This window comes from Vibrio sp. QJM3NY_21, assembly GCF_057785975.1.
Genome location: NZ_CM173513.1, coordinates 1,692,545 through 1,718,528, shown reverse-complemented (window position 1 = coordinate 1,718,528; position 25,984 = coordinate 1,692,545). Strand labels below are relative to the sequence as shown.

Here is a 25,984-nt window from a genome sequence, read left to right as displayed (position 1 = left end):
AAGCACAAATTCAACACATGGCAAATATGCCACATGTTGAATTAAATCTAAATATATTCATGAAGTTATGAGCAAATTAAAGCGTTTCAAAGAAAGGTAAGCTCTCACCTGTTAAGTGACGTGTTGGCGGACAAAGTTATTCAATTCACTCACGCTTCTGATGATGTGAACCTCTTTCTCTTTTGCGCGTAATTCTAACCTTGCTCTAAAGTCGTCATTCCAAAACTTCGGGCACAGTTTTAGTGTCTTGTAACTTTGTATCGTGCCTTTTATCACTGAGCATCCATCAGGCCAGCCTTCAGGTTTAACGAACAACCCTTTGAGCATTCGCTTGGTAACAAACCAGTAGCTAATTGGATAAGGAAGGTCGATATAAACCAAAGTATCAGCTGTATCTAAACGTGTGTTGAATAAGTCTAGAGGGCCAAAACCATCGATGATCCAGCTTTCAGAATTGATTATGTTGTCGTGTGCTAGGTCGAACACTTCACGCTCAACAAACTCTCCGTTGGCCTTATAAACAATAGAGTCCAACTGGTGAAGCTCTATGCCTGTAGCTAGTGCTAACGCTTTGCTGATTGTGGACTTTCCACTCCCAGGCTTGCCAAAAACCGCGACCTTTTTCATATGACTTCCTCTATTCAGATAAAACCCATAAGACAGCGACAAAAAACCCACCTTACGGGTGGGTTCGATAAACAAAGCGCATCAACAATCCCACCATTCCTATGGAATGATGATAATTCGTTGGTTAGATGACGCTAAATTCAGTTTCATAACACTACTTTTATATATTGTTGCTTAGTTGTCAATGCAGCCAAACGTTGATTGGGAAGCTATATCATCGTCAAGTCGCACCCATTAATGGTCTAAATGAGTGCTTATTGGCTCGGTTATTCAGCTTTCGCCACTGTCGCTTCTGAAAGCTTGCTTAGTACACCCGATATCTTCTTAACCACTTCGTCACAGCCATTGATTGCGTGACGCTCTACCAAGTAATTAGGATCGTTGTAAGATAGCCATACTTCTTTATTAGAATCCTCAGTGACTAACACCTTCTGCGGTAAGTCTATCGCGACATCTTGAGCGCATTGCATTAATGGTGTCCCTACTTTTGGGTTACCAAAGATGATGACTTCCGTTGGTCTCAATTCAAGATCGACCTTACTCGCATTTTTCTGATGGTCGATTCTCGCAAACAAGGTCAAACCTTTGCTTTTGGCGATTTCTTCAAAGCGGTCAGCAGTCTCTTTCACTGAGTAATTACTTTGGTATTTAATCAAACCATCAGAAGCCGCAGCTGAAAATGATGCCGAGAGTAAAATGGCGCATAGTGGTAGTAATTTTTTCATCGTCACCTCTGAGATTTAGCCTAATCAAACTTACATTCATAGCGCCACTTCTTAAATCAGTGACGTAACCCATGTCAGTATAGACGCGTTTCCATTCTCAGTTTGCAGAGAGGATCACTTTTCTAATGCGTCTTATTATCATCAGTTTAGGCTAACTCGACGCTAACCATTGGCTTTGAAGCTTGAATGTCTGGTCATCAAAATCAATAGTGCCTTGCACACCTAGTGGCGTGACTAGCATAGGATGGGTGTGGCAACTGTCGAAGCCATACAGGATCGGGACATTTTTACCGTTCAACACTTCAAGAAGTACATCGAGGGGTGTTCGCCCTGTCCCTTTGTCATCAGACAGCTCATGTTTGCCGAGTACAATTGCGCCTACTTTATCGAATACTCCGCAAGCCAATAAGTGTGCGAATGAACGCTCTACCGCTTCAATGCCTTTTAGTGAATCTTCAATAAGGAGAATATCGCCAGTCTGAATTTCTGGCATGTATTCACTGCCCCAAATCCCCGCCATGGTACTCAGATTGCCACCAATCACGCGACCGCTTACTTGACCTATTCCCATGAAGTGCCATTCGTTATTGTAAACTGGCTTTGCCGAATCTTGAGTTTCCCAGTCGTGTTTGATGTCCGTCCAACTCTCAGGCATCGTGTACTGATGTTGGCTTGAATCCGAACATAAGATGGCAGTAAATGATTGGAAGGTTTCGTCGACTAACGGCGGGAACTCACCAAATGACGCGACGAGTGCTGGACCATAGAAAGTCACCAATCCAGTTTTGGCGTAGATGCCTAACAGTAATGCGGTGGCATCTGAATAGCCGACGATGATCTTAGGGTCGTTTCTAAGGGCATCATAATCGATGTATGGCAACAGTGAGTTGCTGTTGTTACCACCAATGGTCGATATAATGCAGCGCACGTCTGGGTCTCGAATGAGCTGGTTGAGTTCTTCGGCTCGTGCTTGAATGGAACCAGAACGATACCCTTCTGACTCTCCAGTTAACGAACCTTCAACCAGAATGAAGCCCTGCTCTTCCAAATAGCGTTTAGAACGAGCAAACCGTTTAGGAGCAAAGACAGTTGCAGGCGATGACGGTGAGAAAAATCCGATTTTGTCACCGATATTTAAAGTTTTTGGGTATATCACTCGTTTGTCCTCCATAACAAAGTAAGAATAATACGCCTGATTGAAACTCACTAATTATTAAAGCTAACTAGTTCTTTAAGCTAATTGATTTTGGGGATTAGAGCTCGAAAATTAGGGTTGAATCAAATTTTCATACCCAATTAATGCCACGACTTAGTCCCACACTTTTCACATTGGTATTCATAATCACTGTCGACATAAAAACCAGGAACATTATGGTCACCTTTAAACAATAACGTCATCAGGTACTCCATCAACACGCCTAACTTCCATTGTTTCTTTTCAGATTCAGCGTCCGCTTTAGATTGAGCATCGGAAGCGTTAACAGCAAGGTGTGGGGTCAGTGCGTTGCACTGTTCACAGTGATAAGGGTGTTTAATATACTTATTATCAAGCATTTATATAAGCCAACTAACATTTATAAAGTTGATGCATACTAACAACTTATCACTCGGTTCTCGAACTTATTGTCGTCCATTAGAGTTTTATTAGAAAGAAATGAGACACAAGATAATACCATGTGTCATGCATCTACTTTAATTGGCATTGCGGTGTTCAATAGCAGAACAAAAAGAGTAACCGTGTATCGTTTGAAATTTAGTTAAGCGCTTTAATTAGAACCGTGTATTTCCACAGGTTTGCTTCATCTTCTCCAAGCTCGATACTTGCTTCTCCACCCTCTTTATCAAGAATAAAAACAGGCATCTCACTACTAGACTCACCATTTTCATAATCGCATGACATTTTGGCCTCTAATAGAATAGCGTTAGCTTCATGCTTAGAAAGAACACCCGAATAAATGCATTCTTCAGTTTGAGATGAGACTTCCTGTCCGAAAGAGTCGAACTTAAAGGTTGGGAAGTTGAGTTTTGATTCGGAATCCTCGACAGTGACCGACACTTGGTAATCGATCGCTTCAATATTGGTTGCAAATGCACTACCAAAAACACTAAGCAACAATAAAGCTAAAGCAGTGGTTTTCATGTGGTTCTTATTCCTTTAACAATGGGCTTGCTACGCTGAAGTAACACTATGAATTCTCGCGTTTAATTTAAACGTTGTTAGGTTGAAACTTCTTTGTCATTCCTTGGCAAGATAGTTAATTTTTACTTTAATAGCCCTTTGTCCGCAGCCCCTTCAAGTTGCACTTCTAGCTCTTTCCATAGAGCACGACTGCCTTTAGAAATACGCTCGCCATTAAAGGTCAGTACTTTATCTTTAGATATGTTGTGCTTCTTCCAGCTGTGACCGCCTCCATGGATGTTATGAAGCAAAGGTGGCACTCTATCGATCGCCTTACCAAATCTGGCTTCCGGTGACTCACCCGCTTCGAACTCAAGCCATAGATCCAAGTACTCAGTGCTTAAATGGCTCGGCAATGATTTCAGCAAGCGCTCGACGCAGTTTCTCTCTTTGAGCTTGTTTTCTTCGGTTTCACTGGCATAAATGATGGTGTCTCCGGCATCGATTTCCCCAAGGTCATGAATCAGCAACATCTTCATCACTCGCGTAATATCGATTTCTTCATTGGCATAGTCTTTCAACATGAGCGCGCTCAAACAGACGTGCCAACTGTGCTCAGCGGAGTTTTCATATCGAGCCAATCCAACTGGCTTTGTTTGTCGATGAACATCCTTTAATTGTTCAATTTCGACCATGAATTGGAGAATGCCTTTTATTTCTTCCACGATGAGCTTCCTTAACTTAAGTTGATGATTTGGCGATACGGAGGGTTAACAGAGCTACAGAGAACCGTTACTCCCAATGAACCGACATTTTGTAATACGCGACACCCGATTTTTCAAATTCAGAGCCTTCTACAGCCATCCCAAACTTTTGATAAAAACCTAAAGCCGTTGTACGTGCATCGCACCAAAAGTATTGGATGTTTAAATCTTTGAGGTTAGAGATCGCATGCTCAATCACGTTGGAACCGATTCCCTGCCCTTGGAATTCAGGCAGCGTAGCAAACTTTCTCAACCTAGCTTCATTGTCTTGAATATAGATAGATGCGACACATACCAGCAGCTCACCAACAAACGCGCCGTAATGCGTTGCTTGTTCGTCATCTGGCACCATGCAAAACGACATCGGTTTATCAGGCCAAAGCACTTGATGCCTAACCGGAAGTACCTCAATCGCTGAAAGCTGTTTTATTTCCATATTCTCTGTTTAAACTCCCGACTTGATTACCCTTGTTGTAATTGCAGGGCTTGTGATTGTTATGATTGTTATTACTAAACTTATTATTACAAAGCTTAGTACGTCATTAAGTGATAACGCTCTAACCCCTCTCCCTCTGTGGACGAGATAACAAAGCCTTGCGACTGATAAAAGCCAATCGCATTTTCATTGGCAGTCAAACACTTCAATGTCAGACCAGAGTAATGTTGTTTGCAGGTATTGAGTAAAGCAGAACCAGCCCCAGAACGTAGCGTTCGCGGGCAAACATAGAGGTGATGGATGAAGCTTTCAGGTATCCAAATAGAGGCAAAACCTAAAACCTTATTGCCAGAAACAGCGACCCATATTTGCTCACCTTCTGTATCTAAGTCGAAATCGGATAACTTAAAAGCGTTAGTATCAGCCCAATGAAAGGTTTTCTGTCTCGATTCTAAATAGATTGCCTGTAAAGCGGTTAAATACTTGGGATGATACTTTGTGACTTCCATGTCGCTCCTGTCAATCCGTATGACTAGAATTAGGGTTGTTGACTAAGCTATTCTACCTATTAGCCATAGGATGTTCAGGGTTTAACTGAAGCAGATCCCACAAGTTACCGTAAAGATCTTCAAACACAGCAACGGTACCGTAGCCTTGCTCTTTTGGCTCTCGGACAAAGTTAATACCCAAAGATGTCATGCGTTCGTAATCACGCCAGAAGTCATCGGTGTTTAAGAATAGGAATACACGTCCACCAGCTTGGTTGCCGATGAAATCAAGTTGCTCTGGCTTGGAAGCTCTAGCAAGTAACAGGCTCACACCGGTTGAATTTGGTGGAGCAACAACAACCCAGCGCTTATCTTCTTCTGGTAGATACGTGTCTTCGATGAGATCAAACTTAAGCTTGTTTACATAGAAATCAAGCGCTTCATCGTAGTCTTTTACCACGAGTGCAATGTGGACAATATTCTGTTTCATAACATACCTTGTTGGGGTTTTAGCTGCGTGGAATGATGCCATGAAGCCGGCAAAGACACTAGGTGTCGTATCATAAATCGCAGTATCTCGTCCTTCACAATCTAAAGGCTATGTATCACCTATAACTCCCAGAATCCGAGCTCGACGCCACCTTGAATAACAATGGCACACATGCCGTGACGTGGTAACTCCATTGGCGTTACTACGACTTCGGCACCTAGTTTTTCGGCTGTATTTACTGCAGACTGAATATCCTCAACCAGCGTGTAATGTCGAACAGTTGGTTCTTCAGTTTCACGAAGCGGTGCTCGAATACCTATTACCCCACCATTAGATAGCTTTGCAGTGCGCGCCCCACCAAGGTTCACATCAGCACCACTAAACTTCACGTTGTAGAGCTGAGCGTATGTTGCACAAACAACATCGACTTCTGGGGTAACCACTTCAAGATATTGAACCTTCATCAAATTTCCTTTTCGTGCTCTTTAAAACTCTCAACCTGCATACAGCTGTGCAGGTGTTTCTCATCAATAATTAGTCGGTATAATATTACTAAGCGATTCGACCGCTCATGATAAATTGCGGGCCTGCTGCACCACCTAAATACTGCTCACTGGTATCTTCGAAGCCGCCTTTCTTATAACAGTTAAATGCTACGGGATTTTTACAATTCACGGTTAAGTAAATCGACTCATACGCTAAGTAATTCGCTTTTAAATACGGAAACAAAGCCTTCACCGTGCCTGTTCCCAAACCTTTACCTTGCTGGTTTTTATCAACAACAAAGGCTCTTAACCCAATGCTTCCTTCAGGGCAAAACTCATAAGAATCTGCGTAAGCGATATCCAGCTTAAAGAAACCAACAACTTCGTTATTAGACTTAATCACGTGCAAGTGCGTCGTTTCACTGCCGTCTAATAAAAACTCTGCAGCTGTGCCAGCGAACTTGACCTGTTCATCGGCGAGTTGGATGGCCTGAACTAACGTCACATGTGATTCTTCAAGCCTTTCGATAGTTATCATTGTTCTTCCTTCTGTATAACACGCACGAAAAACCGACTACAGCTCATCGCTAGTGTCTCGAGAGGCGTAGTTTGGGAAGTTGATATTAAGAACGTTATCGTCATTGAGTGTGAATAGAACACTTCCATTCTCTACACCGGTTTCGTTCCTATCTGAACATCCTAAAAACAGCTCCCAATCAAACGAATATTGAAGTCGGTATTGATTACTACTGATGTGTAGAACGTCTTTGATTTTAATGCCGTTCACCACATGTGCGATATCATCGATGTATGACAGATCGGGGATTAACTTTTCTTCGAAATCATTCTTATGCTCGGTTAAGAAATTCAGCAGATCAGCACATAACTCGGATCCATGAATCAATGGTTTAGACAGACTAGAAAACAACATTTCTAAATACTCCAAGGATTTTTTGATATTAGACGGATGCGCGCGAACCTGTTGCAAATTCAAGCTCAGCCAACGCGAACTTATAAGGCTAAACGTTACTATTATCCGAGCTATTAAACGAGTACATTCGAACTTCATCTCGAGGAAACCAGCCCAACTTTTCGTAAAACTGTTGAGCATTGATGTTGTCGTTATAAACAAACAAGTGGGTCTTGGGAATACCTAGCCCTGCAAGTGCGTTAACCGCCTCTGCGACAAGCTTACAACCTAATTTTTGCCCTCTGAAGTTGGCCGAGACAGCTAAATGTTGTAAATACCCACGACGTCCATCCGTTCCGACCAAGACAGCGCCAATGATCTCATTGTTACTTTCAGCCACAAAACTCAGACCGGGGTTACGAGCTAAATAGCTCGCAATGCTTTCTTTCGAATCGGAATCTCGAATACTCATGCCTTCTGTCTGGCACCACAACGCGATCACTGAGTCGTAATCTGAAATTGCCATTTCCCGAATGTTGACCACTCTACTCTCCTTGTTTAAGCAGGTACTTAGTTAGCCATGTTTCTCGTAGTAAGTAACCAATAATATTTATGTGTTAACGAATATCTTGGCTGAACCTAAAGAGATAACCGTCAGGAGTTTGAACGATGAACTGCTTCTGAGTCGCGATCGAATCCCCACATTGATAAGACTTTGACTCTAACGCTAAGTAAATAGAATCAGCGGCGCTTTCGTTAACTCTCTGATATAGAGGTTCGATATCGATAACATCCCATTGGAAGTTAACACCACGCCCTAACGGAAACTCCAGATCACCTGAAAGCCATTTTCGACTTTTTCCCGCAATCCCTTCAAGCATCACATCAACACCATTAAGCGTTAGATAAACAAACTCTTCATCTGGGCGCTCGTATTTCACTTCAAACCCCAACACATCGACAAAGAAGGATTTGCTCACATTAATATCGAAACAATAAAGCTCTGGAACTACTCGTAATGTCATGATTTACCTGCCTCATTATTTTATTGCTGATTAGTCATCTTCTTTTAATGCTAGGGGGCTATTGCGTTACTTTCTTTATTGGCTGACACACTAACAGCACGTAAAACAATGTAAAACTAAGCACCATGGCACCTAAAGTGCTAAACCCTGCATAATTCATTGAAATCGAAACCGTAAAAGGGGCAATAAAAAAGAGTGAATAGTAATAAATAGTAAAAGGCTTCAATACTTGAGCGCATTGTTTACATGGCATGTGCTTGGAAGGATGTAGCTTCGATTTCTCTTTAATAGAAACCGACGCCCCACAATTTGGACACTTGAACATCGAACTTCTCCTTAATACGACCAAATCTACCGTTTCAATACTGCAAGGCGCAGTGAAAGTACCTTGTTAGTTGACTTAGTACGCTGCGCCGTTGATCTTACGAACTGGGATGCTTGCAAGCACTTCATTTTCGGCCATTCTCATGTTCACAGCCAAGATATCTGCGGAGCATTTCTCTGTCGTTACGTAATGCGTTAAACATCCACACAACTTGCAGCGATGAAATTCGACTTCTTTATCGCCCCAACAATAAAACTCAGTTTTATCGCTCAAGTTGATTTGAACTTGCTCCGGAGAAAAATACGCCCAAACGGCAGCATAACGACGACAGATAGAACAATTACACTCCCCGACTTCGTCTGGAAGCGAGCTCAGATCTAAGCTCACATTTCCACAGTGACACTTTAATTCCATTTGATTGTTCCCTGTATTCACATAGCAACGAACTAACAATTTGCATTACTGCGCTAGCTTCGCAAGGATGACTGGATCGCTCAACAGATTCGTCAGAGGAAGAAACAGTGGTTCTGGTAACTCATCTAGTTTAAACCATTCCCATTGCTTACATTTATCAGGCTCTGTCACCTGCGGTTCGCCGTTAGCATCAGAAGCAACAACAAACAGCGTTATATAGTGCTTGTTCTCTTTCTCAAAAATATCATTGGTAAAAGTCAGCTTCTCAAATGCACTAACAACTAAGCCAGTCTCTTCGAGTGTTTCACGTTTAGCACACTCTTCAATGCTTTCACCCCATTCAAGGTGTCCGCCCGGCGTTGCCCACGTATGAGCCCCGTGGGAACCAATTCGCTCTCCAAGTAGCACTCGTCCTTCACGTAGAATAACCGCAGCTACACCTGTTCTTACTTCCTGACTCACTTAAAACTCCTTAATTCTTACTAAAAGACAAACGAACAGCTAAGTGACTAACAATTCTGAGATTGCGTTCAAATTTACCACTAACGCCAAGCCGAGTTAAATACCAAATGTTGAGAATCATCTCGTAAAGCTCTATCGATCAATCCCAAAGGAATACTTTTACTTGCTGCCATCGGGCCTTATAACCAGCCGTCATTTTGTTGTAGTTCGCTTCTGTCATTGCTCGCTTATTCGGTTTAATCAGCATATCAAACGCGTCCTCTACACCGTATGGTGCAAACAACTTGATATCGCCTGAATCATCCAGAGTAAACCCTATAGCAAATGCAGAGAGCCAAGACTCGATACCTTGTTCAACACGATAGTATGGCTGAATGAGGCAACCGAACTTCTTAGCGTAATGCTCATGAATGGTCGCTTGGTTCTTTACGTCTACGTCGACACAATGACTTAACCGCGAACGAATGCGGTTTTTGAACTCATCTTCGGTGATAGCTGAGGTACTATTGAAATAGACAACATCGAAGTCTTTGACTTGGTCTAGAAGCGGTTTGTTTTCGATATCATTCCAGATGATTTGAGTGATAGCACCGCCTGCAATATAGAAGTTTGGCAAGCCCACCTCACGACATACGTTGGCTGTTTCGATTAGCTCAGGAACTTGTTGAATGAGGTTCTTTAGTTTTTGTTTATTCATCGTGACCTATTAACACCCAGTAATGGTGCATTTTTACAAAACGTATCGCCACTTCCCATATAGAACAAGATCTTTAGCTTCTCGGTTTCAATATGCTGTGATAGCCCGCGCTCAACGGCTAAGTCTTTTCGGTTATCCAGTCGAGAGTTATCAACCAGCGTCGTTATTTTCATACTTCGTCGCAGTCCGTACGATCACTCTCTTCTCCATGGATGAATTTATTCGTTGTCGCCTAACGCCTGTTAATTGATGACAAATGCCACGCGTTACAAATCAGCTTGCTGCACCAATTAAGTTTTTTGTTTCGCACACTTTATTGCTTGGGCTATTTTAGCCCTATGACTCGTTTCCCACTCAGCGAGTGTTAATGAAGCTTCGTCACTTGCTTTCTTTGAAGCCATTAGAAACACTTCATCTTTTCTTGATTTAGGAATAACGACAATACCCTCTACATCAGCAACAATGATATCTCCCGTAGAGACCTTTGCTCCCCCGCAAGTGATTGGAGCGCCCAATTCAGAATAGACCTCTTTCTTTCCCGGTACTGGATGAACACCTTTCGCAAAAACTGGAAACTTCATATCTAAAATTTCACTCAAATCTCGAATGACACCATCAATAATAAAACCTTTGATACCTCGACTCTTAGCGACTGCGCATACATTACCGCCGGCTACTGCATATTCGCTATCAACTCCATCCACTACAATGATGGAACCTTCTGGTGCTTCGTATATGGCTGAATGAAGCATTAAATTATCACCAGACGTTAACTGGACAGTAAACGCTTCTCCAAAAATTGGCGGCATTCCCTGCCAAAGAGGACCAATACTAAAATTAATAAAGTGGTCATTATTTAGTATGTTTCCGTACTCGGTTGTCGCAAGTTTTGAAAAATCCGACTTCATATTTTCACTCCATGTTTAAATGAAACCTGCCGGTCTATGTATGTTGCTTGATATGTTGAGGCTACCCGCTTAGTTTCTTAGACATATTGAAACCGGTAACCTCAAAGCCAACTTCTTTATACAACTTAAGCGCCCGCTCATTATGATATGCGACCCTCAGTTTTATTTGATTGATACCAATAGTGAGTAGTTGGGTCTCTAACGCAAAAATTGATTGAGTACCATAACCTAGACCTCGATGTTCATTCGAAATGAAGAAGTCATAGATAAACGTAGATTTATCCCCAATATTGACTGAGTGCCATAGGTAACCCACAAGCTTACATTCGCCATCGACTTCAGCATCAATGCATAATAGCGAATGCTCATTGCCCTCTAGTCCGTTAGGGAAGCTGCGATGCAAGTCCTTCTTTGCCAATTCGACTGCAACGTCTAAAGAATGCCCATAATTTCTAGCTATTTCCTGACTGTAATCGTCAATAAAATACTGACAATATGCTGGATATTCGTCTTGGCGCATTCCTCTAAGTACTACCATGTTCATCCTTTATAAACGTTGAATTCAATTAGTAACATAACGCCCGCTTGAGCAGATTACAACGCTACCAATACTCTCAAATTTAACACCTAACCCACTGAAGTTAAAACGAGTGGAAACACCAATACCGCCGCATGCCAAAAATGCCACGCGTACCGAATCGCGCCTAAGTTGTTTGTGATAACAAAACATCTTCGTGCACTCGTAGCTTAACTGGATTACTGGCACTTTCTCTGTCTAACGAACGCCACAACAAAAGCCACTAACGCAAGTAGCTCAAAAAGCCAAAATAGAGGAATAAGCCCGAATGGCTCAACCAACAAACCAATTTCATCTACGTATGAACCAATGGTGTTATAAGCAATGAAACACAAAAGGCCACTAACACAGAAAAGAAAGCTGATTTTATACTTACGGAGAAAATTCATCGGAGCCTCAACATTTGAATATCTAAAATGTCAGACACTTTGTAAGAGAACATGGTTCACTCGGATAACCATAATTGGATAGACGAGTTATCGCCGCTTGAAGTGGCTGACATCGCGACCACCTCACCTCAACCATGTACCGAAAACACTAAAGCTGATTCGAACAGGAAATGCCAAGCGTTTAACATCACTCTTATATACCGATATGGATAATAAACACTTGTTATGTGCTTTTTATTGAGGGTTATCACGATACCAGGCTTCGAGCAGTTCCCGACCATAGACGACTTCTGTCTGCATATGCATGTAAAGAAGGAATGCAGCCAATAGAAAACTAACTCCATTCAACCACCTTAATGCTTGTTTACGCTCTGCATCATAGAAAAACATACTGACACCAACAAGAAAGAAAGGATAACAACCGATAAGAAGTAACAACCAGCCAAGGTAACTTGATATTGCCATATCTGTCATTTCCGCCCCCTCAGAGCCATTAGAAACTCGTTGTATATTAGAGTAACTATTCAGCTATTCGGAGTTCAGACAATCGAGTTTCGAGTCACTTCAAATTGGGGGTTGATGCTGGGAGGTTAAGCGTGAGCAACGCTACCACCTGACCGAAACCATTGCACCGCAAACACAAAACTCGACCGAAACTAAAAAATGCCGAGCTTTGTGAATTAGTCTTAAGCTAATAAAAACTAAGTGCTACTCTCTACTTTCAAAGTAGGCAAAAACCTCTGCACCAGTCATATTTTGTGTCTCATTTTTAAATTCGTAGTATTCAGGCTTTTCATCGATGAATATTTGATGAGTTAACTTGTAGTCATCCCCAGGCATCAATAACCCGACAGGAAGGTGATACTGATTATTTGGCACCAAAAAGTAAAACAAGTGAGTACCACATTTACCGCAAAACCCCCTCTCAGCCCAATCGGATGATTTATATCTCACTACATTTGATTCACCTGATATTTTGACGGAATCAGCGCAATCAATGACTAACATCGGGCCGCCAGACCAATTTCTACACATACTACAATGACAAGCCCCCAATTCATTACTGGCGTACTCTACTTCCAACTCAACCGAGCCACATAGGCACTTTCCTTTACCTTTCATGAATCCTCCAATCTTTGTAATGTGTGTAAAATTAATAACAGCTAACGCTTTTTATACCGATGACTTAATAAGTAAAGGCTATTTTTTGTTTCCCTTATCCGACAGATACGCGGCGTACTTTTTAGAGATCCATTTATGAATATGAAGCCCTGTTTTACGAAAAAGATACAAATCTATAGCAGCTAGAATCACCAAACCGATTACAGTTCCCATGATAAAACCTCCGTGCACACTGAAATGCCACTCTAACAAATAGTTAAGAAAAGCACCGTGAACCTAAACAAACTATTAAGACTAGATATGGCAGTTGCTTTAACTCTGGAAGAATTACGAGGCATAACGCTTAGCTACGCTGTGAGTGGATGTGTGCCATGTCTGAGTTCGGCACGCGTTTACGAATCAGATTTAAAGGCATGTTATATATTTTACTTACTAATATGCCAAGCCATTACACCACTAGCAATAAGTAAAAATATACCTATCAATCCGACATTAACTGCAAAACTTACTTTATTCGTTTCGTCTTGAAAGTCATTGGTTCGGGACACAAGTTCACGATGAATCATTAACGACAAAAAGTCTTGATTAGCTGGATTGTTACCATCAAATGTAATGCCTGCCAATACAACAAGTAAAACACCGGCATATGCAATGTAGTCAACCAAGTCTATTGTGGATAGGTAATCAAAAAAATTGCGAGAAATTAGCAGAGCTACCGAGATCACAACAAGATAAGCTAAAATCCCTTTGAGAAAACCCTTCATTGAAACTCCCTGTACATATAACAGCTATCAGACATAAAAATTCTGCACTTAACTCCAGAATAATTTTGTCTAGTTTCTAAGATAGACAAGCAATATACAACCAAGCCTTTGTATAACAATGGCTTATGTCACAGCTAATTTCAGGCGTGTGAAAAATCGCTTACTTTAGTTCATCTGGAATGCGGCGATCTTTATGGTAATACTCTCGGTCGTGCTCATTGATTTCACGTACCACGCAGCATGGGTTTCCGACTGCGACGACATTAGCTGGGATGTCTTTGGTGACTATGCTGCCCGCTCCGATAACCGAGTTTTCACCAATGGTGACACCGGGAAGTACGACGGTGTGCGCGCCAAGCCATACGTTGTTGCCAATACGAACGGGGATATTGAACTGCGCTGCTTTTAGTCTGAGTTCAGGGCTGATGGGATGTGTGCCAGTGGCGATGGTCACGTTAGGCGCAATCATCACGTTGTCGCCGATGAATACGTCTGTGTCGTCGACCAAAGTTAAATTGAAGTTCACGTATACGTTGTTGCCTAGGTGCGTGTGACGCCCCCAGTTCGCGCGTAACGGCGGCTCGATGTAGCAGCCCTCACCGACTTCGGCGAACAGTTGCTTCATGATTTGTTGTCGTTTATCCCCTTCACTAGGACGAGTGTGGTTAAAATCGTATAGCACTTCTAAGCATTGAGTTTGCTCAGCAACCAAATCAACGTCGTCACAGTAGTAAACGTCTTGGCTGTGCATTTTAGCCTTTATATCCATGTTTGAACCTATTTGATCATTGCCTTATGTCGGCATAAATAAAGAAACAGATGAATAATTTGAAGTTTTCACTGGCCTCAATGCAAGTTGGATGAATTAACGCGGCCTGATGTTTTCAGCCACACGCCAAAGCACACCACTTGGGTCAGTGATACAAAACTCAAGCATTCCCCAAGGCTGCTCAACAACCTCGGAAACGGTAACTTCAAATTCCGACACTACATTAGAGTTTTGAATGTGTTGATACCAACTTTTTACGTCTTCAACCAGCAAGTGCATCATGTAATTGTGACAGTGCGCAGGTTCATAAAAGTTTTGCAGAAGGAAGGCACAACTGCCGTGTCGTAAATAGGCGATATCGTGAAATTCAGACATCACTTCGAAGCCGATTGACTGGTAAAAACGCTTGGATAAAACGAAGTCTCTCGCGGGTACGAAAGACTTAATTTCTGAGACTTTTAGGTTTTCCATCCTACATCCTTATAGTGTTGATGTTCTGGTGCTGACACGCTTTACGCTTCTAGTGGTTAAACAATTACTCAGAACCCTGCTGAAATGAGTCGACTTCGGCTTGGGTTAAATAACGCCACTGGCCTGCTTCAACATCTAAACGAACATCACCAATCTGTTCACGGTGAAGGCCAACAACGCGATTTCCTACCGCGGCAAACATTCGTTTTACTTGATGAAACTTACCCTCTGTAATGGTCAACAGCACTTCTTTACTGGTAATCACTTCGAGCTCTGCCGGACGCGTCAGTTTTTGCTCGCCTTGCAATTGAATGCCCGCTTTGAACTTGTCAGCAACATCGTCTTTAATGTCTCGTGACAATGTCACGCGATACACCTTCTTACATGACTTGGTTGGCAGCGTGATATTGAATGACCATCGCCCATCATCGGTAATCAAGACTAAGCCTGTTGTATCTGCATCTAAGCGCCCTGCGATGTGCAGTTCTGATGCTTTGTCTATCTCGATGTAATTGAACAGTGAAGGATAAACCTCATCGATATTGGAGCAAATAGTACCGGCTGGCTTGTGCATTAAAAGGTATCGAAATTCACGTAACTTAAGAAGCCTACCATTTAACAAGATGGTGTTGCTTTCGTGAATCTGAGTCGATTCATCGGTGACAATCTCGCAGTTCACGTTCACCTCGCCATTATGGATGCGTTCAATCGCTTCAGGCTTGGTTAGTTCAGTGCTTTTGCATAGGTATTTATCAAGGCGCATTAATCGTCAGCGCCACATTTTGCGCATGGCTTGTAGGTACGTTCGCCTTGAGCAATCACCACATAACCTCGAACGCAGTTATCACATAGCGCCAACTTTGGGTAAGCGTCTTTCTGTTTCTTTGCGTTGATATCGCCTTCGGTGGTGTATACGGTTCTCATTTCTATGCCTTATTTTAATAACTTACTAGGCGCAAATTGTATCACTGTTTACAGCCTTGTTTGGAGTGGTGTTAGGTAGTTAAAGTAATATTAAGTACTTCTATTTTAGGCTCCTTCCCGAAACCGTTTAACCATGAACAACAAAGTCAACGTGCCACGCCTATCAGTGGTAAAATGATAAAAGCTCACCAACCAATGAAGTCACTAATGAAAAATTGTAATCAATGCGGGAAATGCTGTATCAAATACGGAGATGGTGACCTTGCCGCAACGCAAGAAGAGATTGATTTGTGGGAGTTGTTCAATCCAGACATCTTTGAATATGTTCGAGGAAGCGAGATCTGGTTCGACCCTGAATCTGGTGAACGTTTAACTCGCTGCCCTTTTCTGGAGCTAGTTCCGACGAAAGACACCAAGGCTCAAGCCAAGTACACCTGTAGTATTTACTTAGACCGACCAGAAGATTGCAGACACTATCCAAGCCTGATTAATGAGATGGTACGAGATGAGTGTGAAATGATTGAGGTGGTGGATTTACAAGACATGAAGAAAGCTCAAAGGAAACTCGACCTATTGATGAAAGACAGCCGCCCTTCAAGCTATTCGTAAGCGATGATCTTTTGAAGATCAATTTTCAGCATTAGCTAATATGCACTAATACAGCTGATAGATGCTAAAACCTTAAGCCAAATACTGGTTCGCTTCTAACCAATCAAGCGCAACCAGTGCCGCCAATGAACATACCGCTCTGTCGTTGCCATCCACAAACTTAAGCTCTTCAATTTCGGCATCTGGAGACAGTTCGCCAGTATAATCAGCAAGATAACAAGTCAATTGCACCGATACGCCTTCTGCTTTACCGTCAGCTTGGCCTGTAAACGTCTCAACGTATTTGATGGAATCAGGCACCAAATCTACCGAGATCTCTTCTTTGATTTCGCGAACCAGTGCTTGCTCATCACTTTCGCCAGCTTCACGCTTACCACCCGGTAGATAGAACAGTTCTTTGCCTTTTGATCTCACCATCAACAACTTGCCGTCTTTGATGAATATCCAAGCCAGCTTATCAATTACCTTATGCATGTCGTTAGACCTTATTTCTGTTTTAGTTCTCGTTATTACTGAATCTGGCCGCGTTATTAGTCACGACCAAACCAAGCCTGCGTATGTTACACGCTGGAATGAATATACTCTATTGAATCGAATAGGAAATATCATAGTCAAAACAAAAAATGACAGCCTTTAAGCACAATGCTCATCAACTGTCATTGGCGATGTTTACGAACTACTTCTAGCTGCCCGCGAATAGTATCAATCGACTAGCCACTGAAACGCAGAGTCATGCTCTTCGAATGACTTTATCTCACCGGACACAAACCAGCCCCCTACTTTTGAAGCGAATTCTTGCCAGCTTTTATCACCATAAATCGCGATTTTGTCTATCTTCGAATTGAGCTCTAATCCCAATTTGAAATCATCCCAAGCAGCACGCAACTCCCATCCCGTTAAAGTGGAGATGTCGACAAGCATCTTGAGTTCGGATGAATCGAGTTCTTCTAGCGTGGTATTTAGAATTGGCATCATTGCTTGATAGTCATCATGTGTGAGTTTACCTTTCGCTTTAAACACAACAATGGTTTCACCACTAACACGTTCAATTCCAACCGATATTCCGTGACGTTCGATATTCATAGCCTAGCCCTCATAGTGGAAACTAGACTTAGCTTAGAGGATTAAATAACAAAGAGATGAGAAGTTGGCGTCAAAACGGACAAGCGATTTATCCGAGCTTAATATCAGAGAGTTAAACATGCTTTTCCAACAGTGCGCTTAGATTTTGAACTTGCACGATACGCGGATGCTCTGACTTAAGATCAACTCCTTCCGTATTCAACCACACCGCTTGCAAACCCGCTTCAAGTGCTGGGTAAATGTCTTTATCTAGGGTGTCACCCACCATTGTGATGTGTTGTGGTTCAACACCGAGCTTAGAAATGATGGCGGGATAGAACTCCGGTTCGAACTTAGAAAAGCCAATGCTCGCCTTACAAAAATAACCCAAGATATATTGAGACAGGCCAACACGCTCAAAGGCTTGAATGATGTCGTTTTTACTTGAATCACCGGCATTGGTGGCAACATAGACTTGATGATTTTTGGAGAGTTCAGCCAGTAATACACGAGCACCACTCACTTCTTGTACGGTTTCCCAGTCACACATCTTCCCTTGTGCGTCGGGGAAATCGACCATCAGCGTATTGCCCCAGTCGAATAAGACTACTTCTGTTAATTCGATTAGCTTTGTCATCTTGCCTCCTGCATTAGTCATCGCGCCTTTATAGGCCATCTCTTTGATAGGACAGAATGTTGTCGAAAGCGATATCGAAGTAGAGTTCGTAGCTATTTTGTTCAACATAGCCCAAATGTGGAGTCGCTGTGACGTTTGGCAAGGACAATAGCGGTTCGGTGTCTATTGTTACTGGCTCACAATCGAACACATCAATAGCGGCAGTTTTGGTCGCTACCTCGCGTAGTTCATGATACAAGGCCATCGGTTCGACTAACTCGGCACGGCTGATGTTCACAAACAATGAGTTCGGTTTCATCAAGCTAAGGTCGTGTGCCGTAACACATCCTCTGGTGACATCATTCAAACGCAAATGCAAAGAAAGAACATCAACTTCTCGAAAGAAGTCTTGTTTGGTTGCTGCTGCTTCGAAGCCATCTGCTTGTGCTTGATCGCGTGAAGCTTGGCTCCCCCACACTACGACAGACATCCCAAATGCTTGGGCGTATTGTGCAATGCATTTTCCGATTTTTCCGTAGCCCCAAATACCTAGCTTCAAGTCCTTCAAAGTTCGACCTAACCCTAATGAGCCAGAATCCTGCCACTGGTTCTGTTTAAGGTTTGAAGCATAAGTCGGAATGTGGCGCAATGCAGTCATAATCAACCCCCAACATAGCTCGGAGGGCGCAACAGGCGAGCCTCGACCTTCTAAAACGGTAACACCAAATCGTTCGCACATTTGCGGGTCGATATGGTTGCTCACTTTGCCCGTCTGGCTAATCAGCTTGAGGTTAGGGAGTTGTGATAACAGAGATTCGGTGAGCTCGGTTCTTTCTCGAATAAGTACAATGGCTTCAAACGAGATCAACTTCGCGACAAGTTGTTGCTCTGAATAAGTCTCGGTAAATACTGTAACATCATGTTGTTTAAGTTTCTGGAAACAGTTGAGGTCTTTAACGACGTTCTGATAGTCATCCAATATCGCTATTTTCACATCACTCTCCTTGTGATTGTTAGTTATCTTGTATTGTTCAAATGAAGACTAAAGTGCCATGCCTCGAGATTCAACATGGCACTCACTGGGGAGTTCACTGTTGATAAACCACTTTGAAACGCTCTAACATAAGTAACATGTCTTCACTTGGTGAGATCTTGAGTTCTTCACATTCACGAGAGAAGAAGTTCCAGTGAGCTTTTCTCCACCATTCTAGTGTTTTGTCACCCTCGCCTTCTGCAGCAGCAAACTCCGCACTCACTTCGTTGTATTTGCACGACGACACCGACGTGATCTCAACAATACAGACAGGCTCACCATCCCAATCGGTGACGACTTGTAAGTGACCCACTATGGGTCTCGTCTCGCCTTCATAGGTATACCAGTGTTCAAGGCCGCAGGACGCCTGTTTTTCACCTTTTAAAATCAACTGCGCGCAAAGGTTGGCGTTGTACTCGTCGGCGCAGTAATAATCAGCACTAAAGGAGGTGTATTGCGAGGCAACGTCTGCTGGCAATGTGTTGAGGTACCTATCAAGATAAGCTTTACTTCTTTCTTCCATGATCTTTCCAAGTTCAATATTAGGTTGAGCCGATAAATACTTATAGATTAAGCATCTGGCTGCATTGGGAGTAACCTATCAAGTCAGGTTATTGCTGTAAACCGAGTGAATATCAAAATGTGGGCTGAGAAAGAAGAGTATGGGTAGGATTTCGAGGCCAGTACAAGAAGAGCCGAAAAGTAAAAAGAGCTAAAAGCGCCTTTAGGCTGTGCTTTTAGCTCTTCGTATCTCGTTACTAGTACCTCGTAACTGAGCAGGAAATTAACGTTTTAAGAAGTCGACCGCTTTGTCCGGAAAGTCGGTAAACACACCATCGACTTTGACTTGGTTGTAGAAGACATCCAACATGCCATCAAAGTTATCAGCATAAGCTGGGATTCTTCCTGGATCAGCACGGAACGTGTACGGGTGAACGTCTAAGCCAGCGTCTTTTGCTGATTTCATCAATGGTTTAATAATGATGTTATCTTTGGTCGATGCATCGTCCACCAGCATAGGTTTCCATGGGCCAATGCCATCAGCATAGCTAGCGACTTTTGCCATTCCGCCCTTCTCAAACATCCAGTCATAACTGTACGGCATTGCTTTGTCACCTTGGTACGTCATGGTTTCATTCCAATCTGTATAAGCCATCAACTGAACGAGCTTAAGATCCATTTCCATCGCTGGCATAAGTTCATCATTGATGCGTTGAAGTTCATTGGCGTCGAAACACTGCAAGTACACCTTGTCGTCTTTCGATAGATACCCATATTGTTGCAAGGTGGCAAGCACAGCTTTAGAGATATCTTTGCCTTCGTGACGATGGAACCAAGGTGCTTTAATCTCTGGATAGATACCCACGTCATAACCGAGCGTCTTGTTTAGACCTTGGATCAATTCAATTTCTTCTGCAAATGTGGCTACACGAAAATCAGACTGCCACATTGGGAAGCGTGCTGGGAACCCAGCCACTCGATTACCTTGGTCATCTAGGTTAAAGCCTTCAGTCACTTTTAATGATTTGATCTCGGCAAGCGTAAAATCAATCGCATAGTAACGGCCATCTGCACGAGCGCGTGTTGGAAAACGATCCGCGACATCGGTGACGCGATCTAAATAGTGATCATGCAAAACCACCAATTGGTCATCTTTGGTCATCACTACATCTTGTTCGATATAGTCAGGTTTCATTGCGTAAGCGAGTGCTTTAGCCGGTAATGTATGCTCGGGTAAATAACCAGAAGCACCGCGATGCGCAATCACTAAAGGATCGGCGAACGCATTTGCAGATAAGCTAAGTGCTAATAAAGTCAGAGACAGTGACGTTGTTTTCATTATTGTTTCCCTTGATAAAACAGAAGCAGGATATACCTGCCTCTGTTGTTTATTAGTATGACGTTGTCCAGTTAATGAACTACTGAGTTAACGCTTCTTTCTGTTGTTCGAGTTCTTTTTGTTTATGGTGTTCACGCTCTCCTAAGAAGGCATAAAGCAGACAAATTATTGAAGCAACACAAGCACCTACCAAGATAATGAAGCCGCCATCCCAGCCGTAATGGTCAACCATGAAACCAAGCACTGCATTGGCAGCAACTGCGCCACCTAAGTAACCAAACAAGCCAGTAAGACCTGCAGCCGTACCTGCCGCTTTCTTAGGTGCAAGTTCAAGTGCATACAAACCAATTAGCATTACTGGTCCATAGATAAGGAAACCAATCGCGATAAGTGCCAACATATCAACCGTTGGGTTACCCGCTGGGTTCAACCAGTACACCAACACTGCGACAGTTACGAGAACCATAAACAGGATCCCTGCTGGAGCGCGTCGACCTTTGAACAACTTATCTGAAATCCAACCACACAATAATGTGCCAGGAATACCTGCCCACTCATACAGGAAGTAAGCCCAAGACGATTTATCTACAGAGAAGTCTTTTGCTTCTTTTAAGTAAACTGGAGCCCAATCGAGTACGCCATAGCGGATAAGATAAACAAACGCATTGGCAATCGCGATTGACCACAATAACTTGTTAGAGAAAACGTACTTAAAGAAGATCTCTTTCGCCGTCATTTCTTTCTCATGAGACGTATCGTAGTCGTCTGGGTAATCGTCTTTGTGTTCTTCAATCGGTGGTAAGCCACAAGATTGAGGTGTATCTCTTACCGTGAACCAAACAAAGATAGCAACGAGAGTGGCAAAAAATGCAGGAACATAGAAAGCGGTTCGCCAATCATCGTTAAAAGCCCAAAGACCCAATAAGAACATTGGACCAATCAAACCGCCACCCACGTTGTGAGCAACGTTCCATACCGATACGATCTCACCACGCTCTTTGCGTGACCACCAGTGAACCATGGTTCGTCCACAAGCTGGCCAGCCCATTCCTTGGAACCAACCATTCAAGAACAATAGAATAAACATTGCAGTGATACTGCCTGTTGCCCATGGCATGAAGCCGAAGCAAAACATCACCAGTGCAGACATTAACAAGCCACCGCTTAGGAAATAACGGGGATTTGAACGATCAGAAACGCTTCCCATTAAAAACTTAGATAAACCGTAAGCGATGGATACTGCGGCTAAAGCAATCCCTAACTCTCCTCGACTGTACCCTTGCTCAATCAGGTATGGCATCGCCAAACTGAAGTTTTTGCGAACTAAGTAATAACCCGCATAGCCAACAAAGATGCCGAGAAAAAGCTGCCATCGTAATCGTGTGTAGGTGCTATCGATCTTATCGGTAGATAAGCGATCGATATGCGCCATAGGTTTGAATATTCCAAACATAGGAACCTCATGTGTATTGGGCGATAGAAATAAAATGCTCGAACGAAAAAAGTATAGTGCTCATTCGAAAGCCTGGGAATTGTATGTGCTTCAGGATTATTTTCTGTGATAGAGATAGCCATTAACAATAAACAACCTTAAATACAGCACTTTAGTTTCATTTAATTAGACTACGCTTCATATTTTTGTTTTTGATCGGTTGATTTATCAGCAGTAATTTCGAATGCGAATCAACCCAAAACGAGCGAGCGAACATAAATCAACCAGCAGTAAGCGCATTATTCCAACGCATGCATAGTAGACGTCGACAAGTTTGATAAGCTTTGTGGAGTTATGAAGGTGGTTTTGGTTATTGGTTAAACAAGTTCGCCAACATTAATGCAAACAAAAAGGGTCTAGATTTCTCTAGACCCTTTCAAGTAATAACTCTTAGTGACTTTATGTTGGCTAATTAGCCAAAACATTTGCTAACTACACGAAGCATTAGCTAGTCACACAAAGCGATTATTCTTCGATGTAAAAAGCTTCTACAGAGCCTTTTAGAGTAATAAGCATTGGCTGACCACGGCGGTCTAGCGCTTTTGGAGAAGGGATCTTAACCCAACCTTCGCTGATGCAGTATTCTTCAACATCAGTACGCTCTTTACCATTTAGACGAATACCGATTGGGTATTCGAAACACTCAGCCACGTGGTGTGGGCTGCGTGGGTTACCTGCTAGATGATCTGGTAAAGCTGGTTTTGAATTAGTATCGCTCATGTTCATTACCTGTATGTACGTAAATAAAAAAAGTGCGCCATTCTAGTCAATATAGGCTTTGTGCTCAACAACTGCTGCAATAAATCGTAGTGATCGTTTTAATCAACAGCGAGTTGTTTGATTTAAAGGCGATATAGGTATCATTTCAAACGAAAATTTAACAGGATTATACGTTGTTGATAAAGAGATAGGTTCAATACTCGATAGGTAGATAACCTAATAGTCGGCTTTGCTCTGAGCTTATCGAATAAGCTCTATACTCATCACTTTATGGTTTGCTTCTGAGTCGATATCGACGACTGACCAACCTAACCCTTGGTAGAGTTCCATTACATTGGTGTACACGTACAGTTGAGTTTGCACTGTAGAAGAAACCTGTTTTACACCACGATTAATCAATTCACTTGCAATACCTTGGCCTCGCCATTGAGCATCAACATAAACGGCATTGACCCAAACCACATCTCTTACTTGATGAGGTTCCTGAAAATGGGAATATGCCAAGCCACCAATGACCACATTATCGCGAAGCACTACTATTACTGGAGGGAGTTGTACGCAGTCTTTATAGGTATCTTTAAACTTAAAATCCGACCATTCACTTTGAAACAAGCGCTCTAAATCACTCCAATATGGCGAACTCTCATCGCAATTTCTAAAGATTACTTTCTGCATGTCTTCCCATCCTTTGAAGGGCTAATACGGCCATCCTAGCCTTGGTTTATATCAGTGTAGATAAAGTTACTCTTCTTCGTCGTAATCGTCTGCAGGGTCTTGATTGATCTCTTCGCCACACCCTAAGCATTCGGCTTGCAAATCTGTTGGCATGACAATAATCAAACCACAATGCGGGCATAAATCGCCTTGTTGAAACATCCTGTTATTCCTTCTACTTCACAGCTATTGCTTCGGATACTTTTGCTTACTCGCTTCTAACCAATCATGAATAACTTGGCGAGCAGACTCCGATGGCGGTGCATTTCGTTTGCCGCAAATTTGGTCAATCTCAAACGGAAACGCTTTGCTCGGTACACGACGTAGACCTATGGTTAAACGCTGAGGTTTGAACATGCGGAATACCACATAGCGATCGCTCATGATTCGATTGTGATAAACACCAATGCAGTGTTTTTGCTCCATGCCTTCTTTTTCAAGGTCGTAGTAATCAGTAAGCGGATGAATATTGTCGTTACCTAGCAAAGGAACCGGGTAAGGAATGTCTTTATCCATTGGGCGGTTACCTTCTAAACGACGCAGTTGACGTTGCTCTGTCCATCTATCGTGAAGTTGTTCGAACATCGCAAACGAGTTCTGGCTGGTAATGGCGCGTAATGGATCATCCATCTCCAAATCTAGTCCTAACAATATCGCATCTTGGAACATGGCCATTTTTGAAGGCGCATTAAGCCTGCCCTCCTCAACCATTGCAATACCTAATCGACTACCCGTTAGAAACGGATGAACCTGATCCAAACGCAGCGCTGTATAACCCACTTTAGAATAGTGTTTAAATTTCAGTACACGCCTTTGCAGCGGTTCAAGAATTCGCACAATGTGGTCAAGCTCGTCACCGACGTTGTAATGAAGCTCTAGCTTATCGATGAATTTTAGGGTCGCTTTACTACCGTCTAAGCCCAGTTTGGTTAAGATTTTCTTTTGCCCTAAGCGACTCAGTTCCAACGCTTTCTTGTTATCGACACTGTGCTTCATGCAGATTAATGCCAAGATAACCGGTCTTAATTCAAGCAGTTGAGCAGCTTCATAAGTATTCGCCGCGAGCCACAACATCTGGTATTGATACTCTGGAAAATCATCGGTGATTTCACGATAACGAGCTGGCAATGATTCTAACCAACGACCATTCACATCAAACTGCTCAACGAGATTGAGGCTTAAACCAATACCACCATCGAGCGGGCGCCTACCATCTTCGAACACATGAAAGCCCACGAGCTTTTGTGACCAATCACTGATCTCAATATCGTAGTCGAAGCCTAATGTACGAGTGGGAATGGTAAGTAATGCTGTCATTGATGCCTCTTCGTTAATGGCGCGTTGGACTGGCGAACTTATATAATGGCAAAAAGGCTAAAGCTCGGACTCAAGTCACTATAACAACCTTTTGTAAATTTCTTATCAATCAAAGCGATATAAATACGAGAGTACTTAGAAGATCTTTGAATGATGATTTTACGCAATATGAGACCTCTTCGATATCATTTACTTAGAGAGAAACTATGCTTGTAACATCACTAATAACAAGAGGCTTTAATTATGGAATACCGACATATTCTGGTCGCACTTGAAATGTCTGATGACTCAAAAATTCTCATTGATAGAGCAACCTTCTTCGCGAACAAACTAGAAACGGAACTTTCATTTGTTTATATCGACGGTACTCACGGAGAAATCTACCCAGAACTCGTTGATATTCAAGAAAATGAGAATGACCTACCTGTCAATGAAGATGCCATAAAACAACTAAGAGAGTTTGAGGCTTACGCTAAACAGCCGGTTCAGCACATCTTTGTGGGTACGGGTGATTTGAATGACAAGCTCAAAGACACCGTAAAAGCGCACAACATTGACCTAATGCTCTGTGGTCACCATCATGATTTTTGGCATAAGATCATCTCGCACTCGAAGCAATTGATAGACTCTTCTCCTGTCGACATACTCGTCGTTCCTATGGACTAGAGTTTCTATGGACTGTCTGCTCCT

Annotated in this window: 40 protein-coding genes and 1 pseudogene; 2 read left to right on the top strand and 39 right to left on the bottom strand. The window is 42.6% G+C overall.

Translation table 11 applies throughout. From position 1 onward, the window contains the following. Positions 1-111 precede the first annotated feature (111 nt). From AC3CID_RS07825 to AC3CID_RS07690, 28 genes and pseudogenes are all read right to left on the bottom strand, one after another. Positions 112-627, bottom strand: a complete 516-nt coding sequence (locus AC3CID_RS07825) for a P-loop NTPase family protein (RefSeq protein ID WP_488527230.1) — start codon at positions 625-627, stop codon at positions 112-114. A gap of 266 nt (positions 628-893) precedes the next feature. Then, positions 894-1,352, bottom strand: a complete 459-nt coding sequence (locus AC3CID_RS07820) for a DUF302 domain-containing protein (protein ID WP_029222242.1) — start codon at positions 1,350-1,352, stop codon at positions 894-896. A 151-nt stretch (positions 1,353-1,503) separates the two neighbouring features. After that, complete coding sequence (locus AC3CID_RS07815; protein WP_488527229.1) at positions 1,504-2,508, bottom strand: S66 family peptidase; 1,005 nt, start codon at positions 2,506-2,508, stop codon at positions 1,504-1,506. Positions 2,509-2,648: 140 nt separating this feature from the next. Then, the gene (locus AC3CID_RS07810; RefSeq protein ID WP_004733861.1) at positions 2,649-2,906 is read right to left on the bottom strand and encodes a hypothetical protein; all 258 of its coding nucleotides are present in this window, start codon (positions 2,904-2,906) and stop codon (positions 2,649-2,651) included. Between the two features lie 199 nt (positions 2,907-3,105). Then, positions 3,106-3,492, bottom strand: a complete 387-nt coding sequence (locus tag AC3CID_RS07805; protein WP_428784104.1) for a hypothetical protein — start codon at positions 3,490-3,492, stop codon at positions 3,106-3,108. Positions 3,493-3,614: 122 nt separating this feature from the next. Beyond that, the gene (locus AC3CID_RS07800; protein ID WP_488527228.1) at positions 3,615-4,196 is read right to left on the bottom strand and encodes an HD domain-containing protein; all 582 of its coding nucleotides are present in this window, start codon (positions 4,194-4,196) and stop codon (positions 3,615-3,617) included. Between the two features lie 67 nt (positions 4,197-4,263). Continuing rightward, a complete protein-coding gene (locus AC3CID_RS07795) occupies positions 4,264-4,671 on the bottom strand; it encodes a GNAT family N-acetyltransferase (protein ID WP_146454499.1) in 408 nt (135 codons plus the stop codon). Between the two features lie 95 nt (positions 4,672-4,766). Further along, positions 4,767-5,180, bottom strand: a complete 414-nt coding sequence (locus tag AC3CID_RS07790; protein ID WP_054546358.1) for a GNAT family N-acetyltransferase — start codon at positions 5,178-5,180, stop codon at positions 4,767-4,769. Positions 5,181-5,232: 52 nt separating this feature from the next. After that, positions 5,233-5,649 carry a VOC family protein gene (locus tag AC3CID_RS07785; protein ID WP_017061801.1) on the bottom strand — a complete coding sequence of 139 codons (417 nt, stop codon included), beginning with the start codon at positions 5,647-5,649 and terminating at the stop codon, positions 5,233-5,235. A gap of 119 nt (positions 5,650-5,768) precedes the next feature. Then, entirely contained in the window at positions 5,769-6,113 is a 345-nt protein-coding gene (locus tag AC3CID_RS07780) for a VOC family protein (protein ID WP_488527227.1), read from the bottom strand. 88 nt (positions 6,114-6,201) lie between these two features. Then, positions 6,202-6,672: a GNAT family N-acetyltransferase gene (locus tag AC3CID_RS07775; RefSeq protein WP_372243914.1), complete on the bottom strand. Its 471-nt coding sequence runs from the start codon at positions 6,670-6,672 to the stop codon at positions 6,202-6,204. Positions 6,673-6,708: 36 nt separating this feature from the next. Next, positions 6,709-7,065, bottom strand: a complete 357-nt coding sequence (locus AC3CID_RS07770) for a hypothetical protein (protein WP_488527226.1) — start codon at positions 7,063-7,065, stop codon at positions 6,709-6,711. An 88-nt stretch (positions 7,066-7,153) separates the two neighbouring features. Beyond that, complete coding sequence (locus AC3CID_RS07765) at positions 7,154-7,588, bottom strand: GNAT family N-acetyltransferase (RefSeq protein ID WP_171308231.1); 435 nt, start codon at positions 7,586-7,588, stop codon at positions 7,154-7,156. A 73-nt stretch (positions 7,589-7,661) separates the two neighbouring features. Further along, positions 7,662-8,069: a bleomycin resistance protein gene (locus AC3CID_RS07760; protein WP_114633501.1), complete on the bottom strand. Its 408-nt coding sequence runs from the start codon at positions 8,067-8,069 to the stop codon at positions 7,662-7,664. Positions 8,070-8,469: 400 nt separating this feature from the next. Continuing rightward, positions 8,470-8,808 (bottom strand): GFA family protein, encoded by a 339-nt coding sequence (locus AC3CID_RS07755; RefSeq protein ID WP_114633499.1) that lies wholly within the window; start codon positions 8,806-8,808, stop codon positions 8,470-8,472. A 45-nt stretch (positions 8,809-8,853) separates the two neighbouring features. Then, entirely contained in the window at positions 8,854-9,270 is a 417-nt protein-coding gene (locus AC3CID_RS07750) for a nucleotide triphosphate diphosphatase NUDT15 (RefSeq protein ID WP_488527225.1), read from the bottom strand. A gap of 139 nt (positions 9,271-9,409) precedes the next feature. Then, the gene (locus AC3CID_RS07745; RefSeq protein WP_372243909.1) at positions 9,410-9,967 is read right to left on the bottom strand and encodes a nucleotidyltransferase family protein; all 558 of its coding nucleotides are present in this window, start codon (positions 9,965-9,967) and stop codon (positions 9,410-9,412) included. 8 nt (positions 9,968-9,975) lie between these two features. After that, positions 9,976-10,140, bottom strand: a pseudogene (locus tag AC3CID_RS07740) (MBL fold metallo-hydrolase); the annotation flags it as partial. 117 nt (positions 10,141-10,257) lie between these two features. Then, positions 10,258-10,875, bottom strand: a complete 618-nt coding sequence (locus AC3CID_RS07735; protein ID WP_488527224.1) for an RraA family protein — start codon at positions 10,873-10,875, stop codon at positions 10,258-10,260. Between the two features lie 61 nt (positions 10,876-10,936). Next, positions 10,937-11,413 (bottom strand): GNAT family N-acetyltransferase, encoded by a 477-nt coding sequence (locus tag AC3CID_RS07730; RefSeq protein ID WP_488527223.1) that lies wholly within the window; start codon positions 11,411-11,413, stop codon positions 10,937-10,939. Between the two features lie 218 nt (positions 11,414-11,631). Further along, positions 11,632-11,841 carry a DUF3955 domain-containing protein gene (locus tag AC3CID_RS07725; RefSeq protein ID WP_479305543.1) on the bottom strand — a complete coding sequence of 70 codons (210 nt, stop codon included), beginning with the start codon at positions 11,839-11,841 and terminating at the stop codon, positions 11,632-11,634. A 234-nt stretch (positions 11,842-12,075) separates the two neighbouring features. Beyond that, on the bottom strand, positions 12,076-12,315 hold the full coding sequence (locus AC3CID_RS07720) for a hypothetical protein (RefSeq protein WP_237299080.1): 240 nt from the start codon (positions 12,313-12,315) through the stop codon (positions 12,076-12,078). A 234-nt stretch (positions 12,316-12,549) separates the two neighbouring features. Further along, entirely contained in the window at positions 12,550-12,963 is a 414-nt protein-coding gene (locus tag AC3CID_RS07715; RefSeq protein ID WP_017078097.1) for a GFA family protein, read from the bottom strand. 425 nt (positions 12,964-13,388) lie between these two features. Then, on the bottom strand, positions 13,389-13,727 hold the full coding sequence (locus AC3CID_RS07710; protein WP_017090233.1) for a hypothetical protein: 339 nt from the start codon (positions 13,725-13,727) through the stop codon (positions 13,389-13,391). A gap of 160 nt (positions 13,728-13,887) precedes the next feature. Further along, the gene (locus AC3CID_RS07705; protein WP_139137190.1) at positions 13,888-14,496 is read right to left on the bottom strand and encodes a sugar O-acetyltransferase; all 609 of its coding nucleotides are present in this window, start codon (positions 14,494-14,496) and stop codon (positions 13,888-13,890) included. Positions 14,497-14,592: 96 nt separating this feature from the next. Beyond that, positions 14,593-14,967 carry a VOC family protein gene (locus AC3CID_RS07700; RefSeq protein WP_017078093.1) on the bottom strand — a complete coding sequence of 125 codons (375 nt, stop codon included), beginning with the start codon at positions 14,965-14,967 and terminating at the stop codon, positions 14,593-14,595. A gap of 64 nt (positions 14,968-15,031) precedes the next feature. Continuing rightward, complete coding sequence (locus AC3CID_RS07695) at positions 15,032-15,730, bottom strand: pseudouridine synthase (protein WP_474355428.1); 699 nt, start codon at positions 15,728-15,730, stop codon at positions 15,032-15,034. Beyond that, on the bottom strand, positions 15,730-15,891 hold the full coding sequence (locus AC3CID_RS07690) for a hypothetical protein (RefSeq protein WP_167409361.1): 162 nt from the start codon (positions 15,889-15,891) through the stop codon (positions 15,730-15,732). The genes AC3CID_RS07695 and AC3CID_RS07690 overlap by 1 nt, the downstream gene beginning before the upstream one ends. Before the next feature lie 207 nt (positions 15,892-16,098). Here AC3CID_RS07690 and AC3CID_RS07685 point away from each other — a divergent pair, with 207 nt between their 5' ends. Continuing rightward, entirely contained in the window at positions 16,099-16,500 is a 402-nt protein-coding gene (locus tag AC3CID_RS07685) for a YkgJ family cysteine cluster protein (protein ID WP_488527222.1), read from the top strand. Positions 16,501-16,572: 72 nt separating this feature from the next. Here the strand turns inward: AC3CID_RS07685 and AC3CID_RS07680 are convergent, their stop codons facing one another. The 11 genes from AC3CID_RS07680 to AC3CID_RS07630 form a co-directional block, all read right to left on the bottom strand. After that, a complete protein-coding gene (locus tag AC3CID_RS07680; protein WP_017059210.1) occupies positions 16,573-16,974 on the bottom strand; it encodes an NUDIX hydrolase in 402 nt (133 codons plus the stop codon). A 228-nt stretch (positions 16,975-17,202) separates the two neighbouring features. Beyond that, positions 17,203-17,583, bottom strand: a complete 381-nt coding sequence (locus AC3CID_RS07675; protein ID WP_474355429.1) for a SpoIIAA family protein — start codon at positions 17,581-17,583, stop codon at positions 17,203-17,205. 112 nt (positions 17,584-17,695) lie between these two features. Further along, entirely contained in the window at positions 17,696-18,199 is a 504-nt protein-coding gene (locus AC3CID_RS07670) for an HAD family hydrolase (protein ID WP_488527221.1), read from the bottom strand. Between the two features lie 28 nt (positions 18,200-18,227). Next, a complete protein-coding gene (locus tag AC3CID_RS07665; protein WP_488527220.1) occupies positions 18,228-19,172 on the bottom strand; it encodes a D-2-hydroxyacid dehydrogenase family protein in 945 nt (314 codons plus the stop codon). A 94-nt stretch (positions 19,173-19,266) separates the two neighbouring features. Further along, positions 19,267-19,734: an ASCH domain-containing protein gene (locus tag AC3CID_RS07660; RefSeq protein WP_102442728.1), complete on the bottom strand. Its 468-nt coding sequence runs from the start codon at positions 19,732-19,734 to the stop codon at positions 19,267-19,269. 261 nt (positions 19,735-19,995) lie between these two features. After that, positions 19,996-21,051 (bottom strand): glycerophosphodiester phosphodiesterase, encoded by a 1,056-nt coding sequence (gene glpQ / locus AC3CID_RS07655; protein WP_488527219.1) that lies wholly within the window; start codon positions 21,049-21,051, stop codon positions 19,996-19,998. Positions 21,052-21,130: 79 nt separating this feature from the next. Beyond that, complete coding sequence (gene glpT / locus AC3CID_RS07650) at positions 21,131-22,504, bottom strand: glycerol-3-phosphate transporter (RefSeq protein WP_114633484.1); 1,374 nt, start codon at positions 22,502-22,504, stop codon at positions 21,131-21,133. 504 nt (positions 22,505-23,008) lie between these two features. Then, a complete protein-coding gene (locus AC3CID_RS07645; protein ID WP_004733911.1) occupies positions 23,009-23,263 on the bottom strand; it encodes a DUF3297 family protein in 255 nt (84 codons plus the stop codon). 240 nt (positions 23,264-23,503) lie between these two features. Continuing rightward, positions 23,504-23,938, bottom strand: a complete 435-nt coding sequence (locus tag AC3CID_RS07640) for a GNAT family N-acetyltransferase (protein WP_488518825.1) — start codon at positions 23,936-23,938, stop codon at positions 23,504-23,506. Positions 23,939-24,004: 66 nt separating this feature from the next. Beyond that, positions 24,005-24,139: a hypothetical protein gene (locus tag AC3CID_RS07635; RefSeq protein ID WP_009846853.1), complete on the bottom strand. Its 135-nt coding sequence runs from the start codon at positions 24,137-24,139 to the stop codon at positions 24,005-24,007. A gap of 24 nt (positions 24,140-24,163) precedes the next feature. After that, positions 24,164-25,294 carry a PcfJ domain-containing protein gene (locus AC3CID_RS07630; protein ID WP_171316255.1) on the bottom strand — a complete coding sequence of 377 codons (1,131 nt, stop codon included), beginning with the start codon at positions 25,292-25,294 and terminating at the stop codon, positions 24,164-24,166. Positions 25,295-25,537: 243 nt separating this feature from the next. Here AC3CID_RS07630 and AC3CID_RS07625 point away from each other — a divergent pair, with 243 nt between their 5' ends. Further along, positions 25,538-25,960 (top strand): universal stress protein, encoded by a 423-nt coding sequence (locus AC3CID_RS07625; protein WP_054546383.1) that lies wholly within the window; start codon positions 25,538-25,540, stop codon positions 25,958-25,960. Positions 25,961-25,984 lie beyond the last annotated feature (24 nt).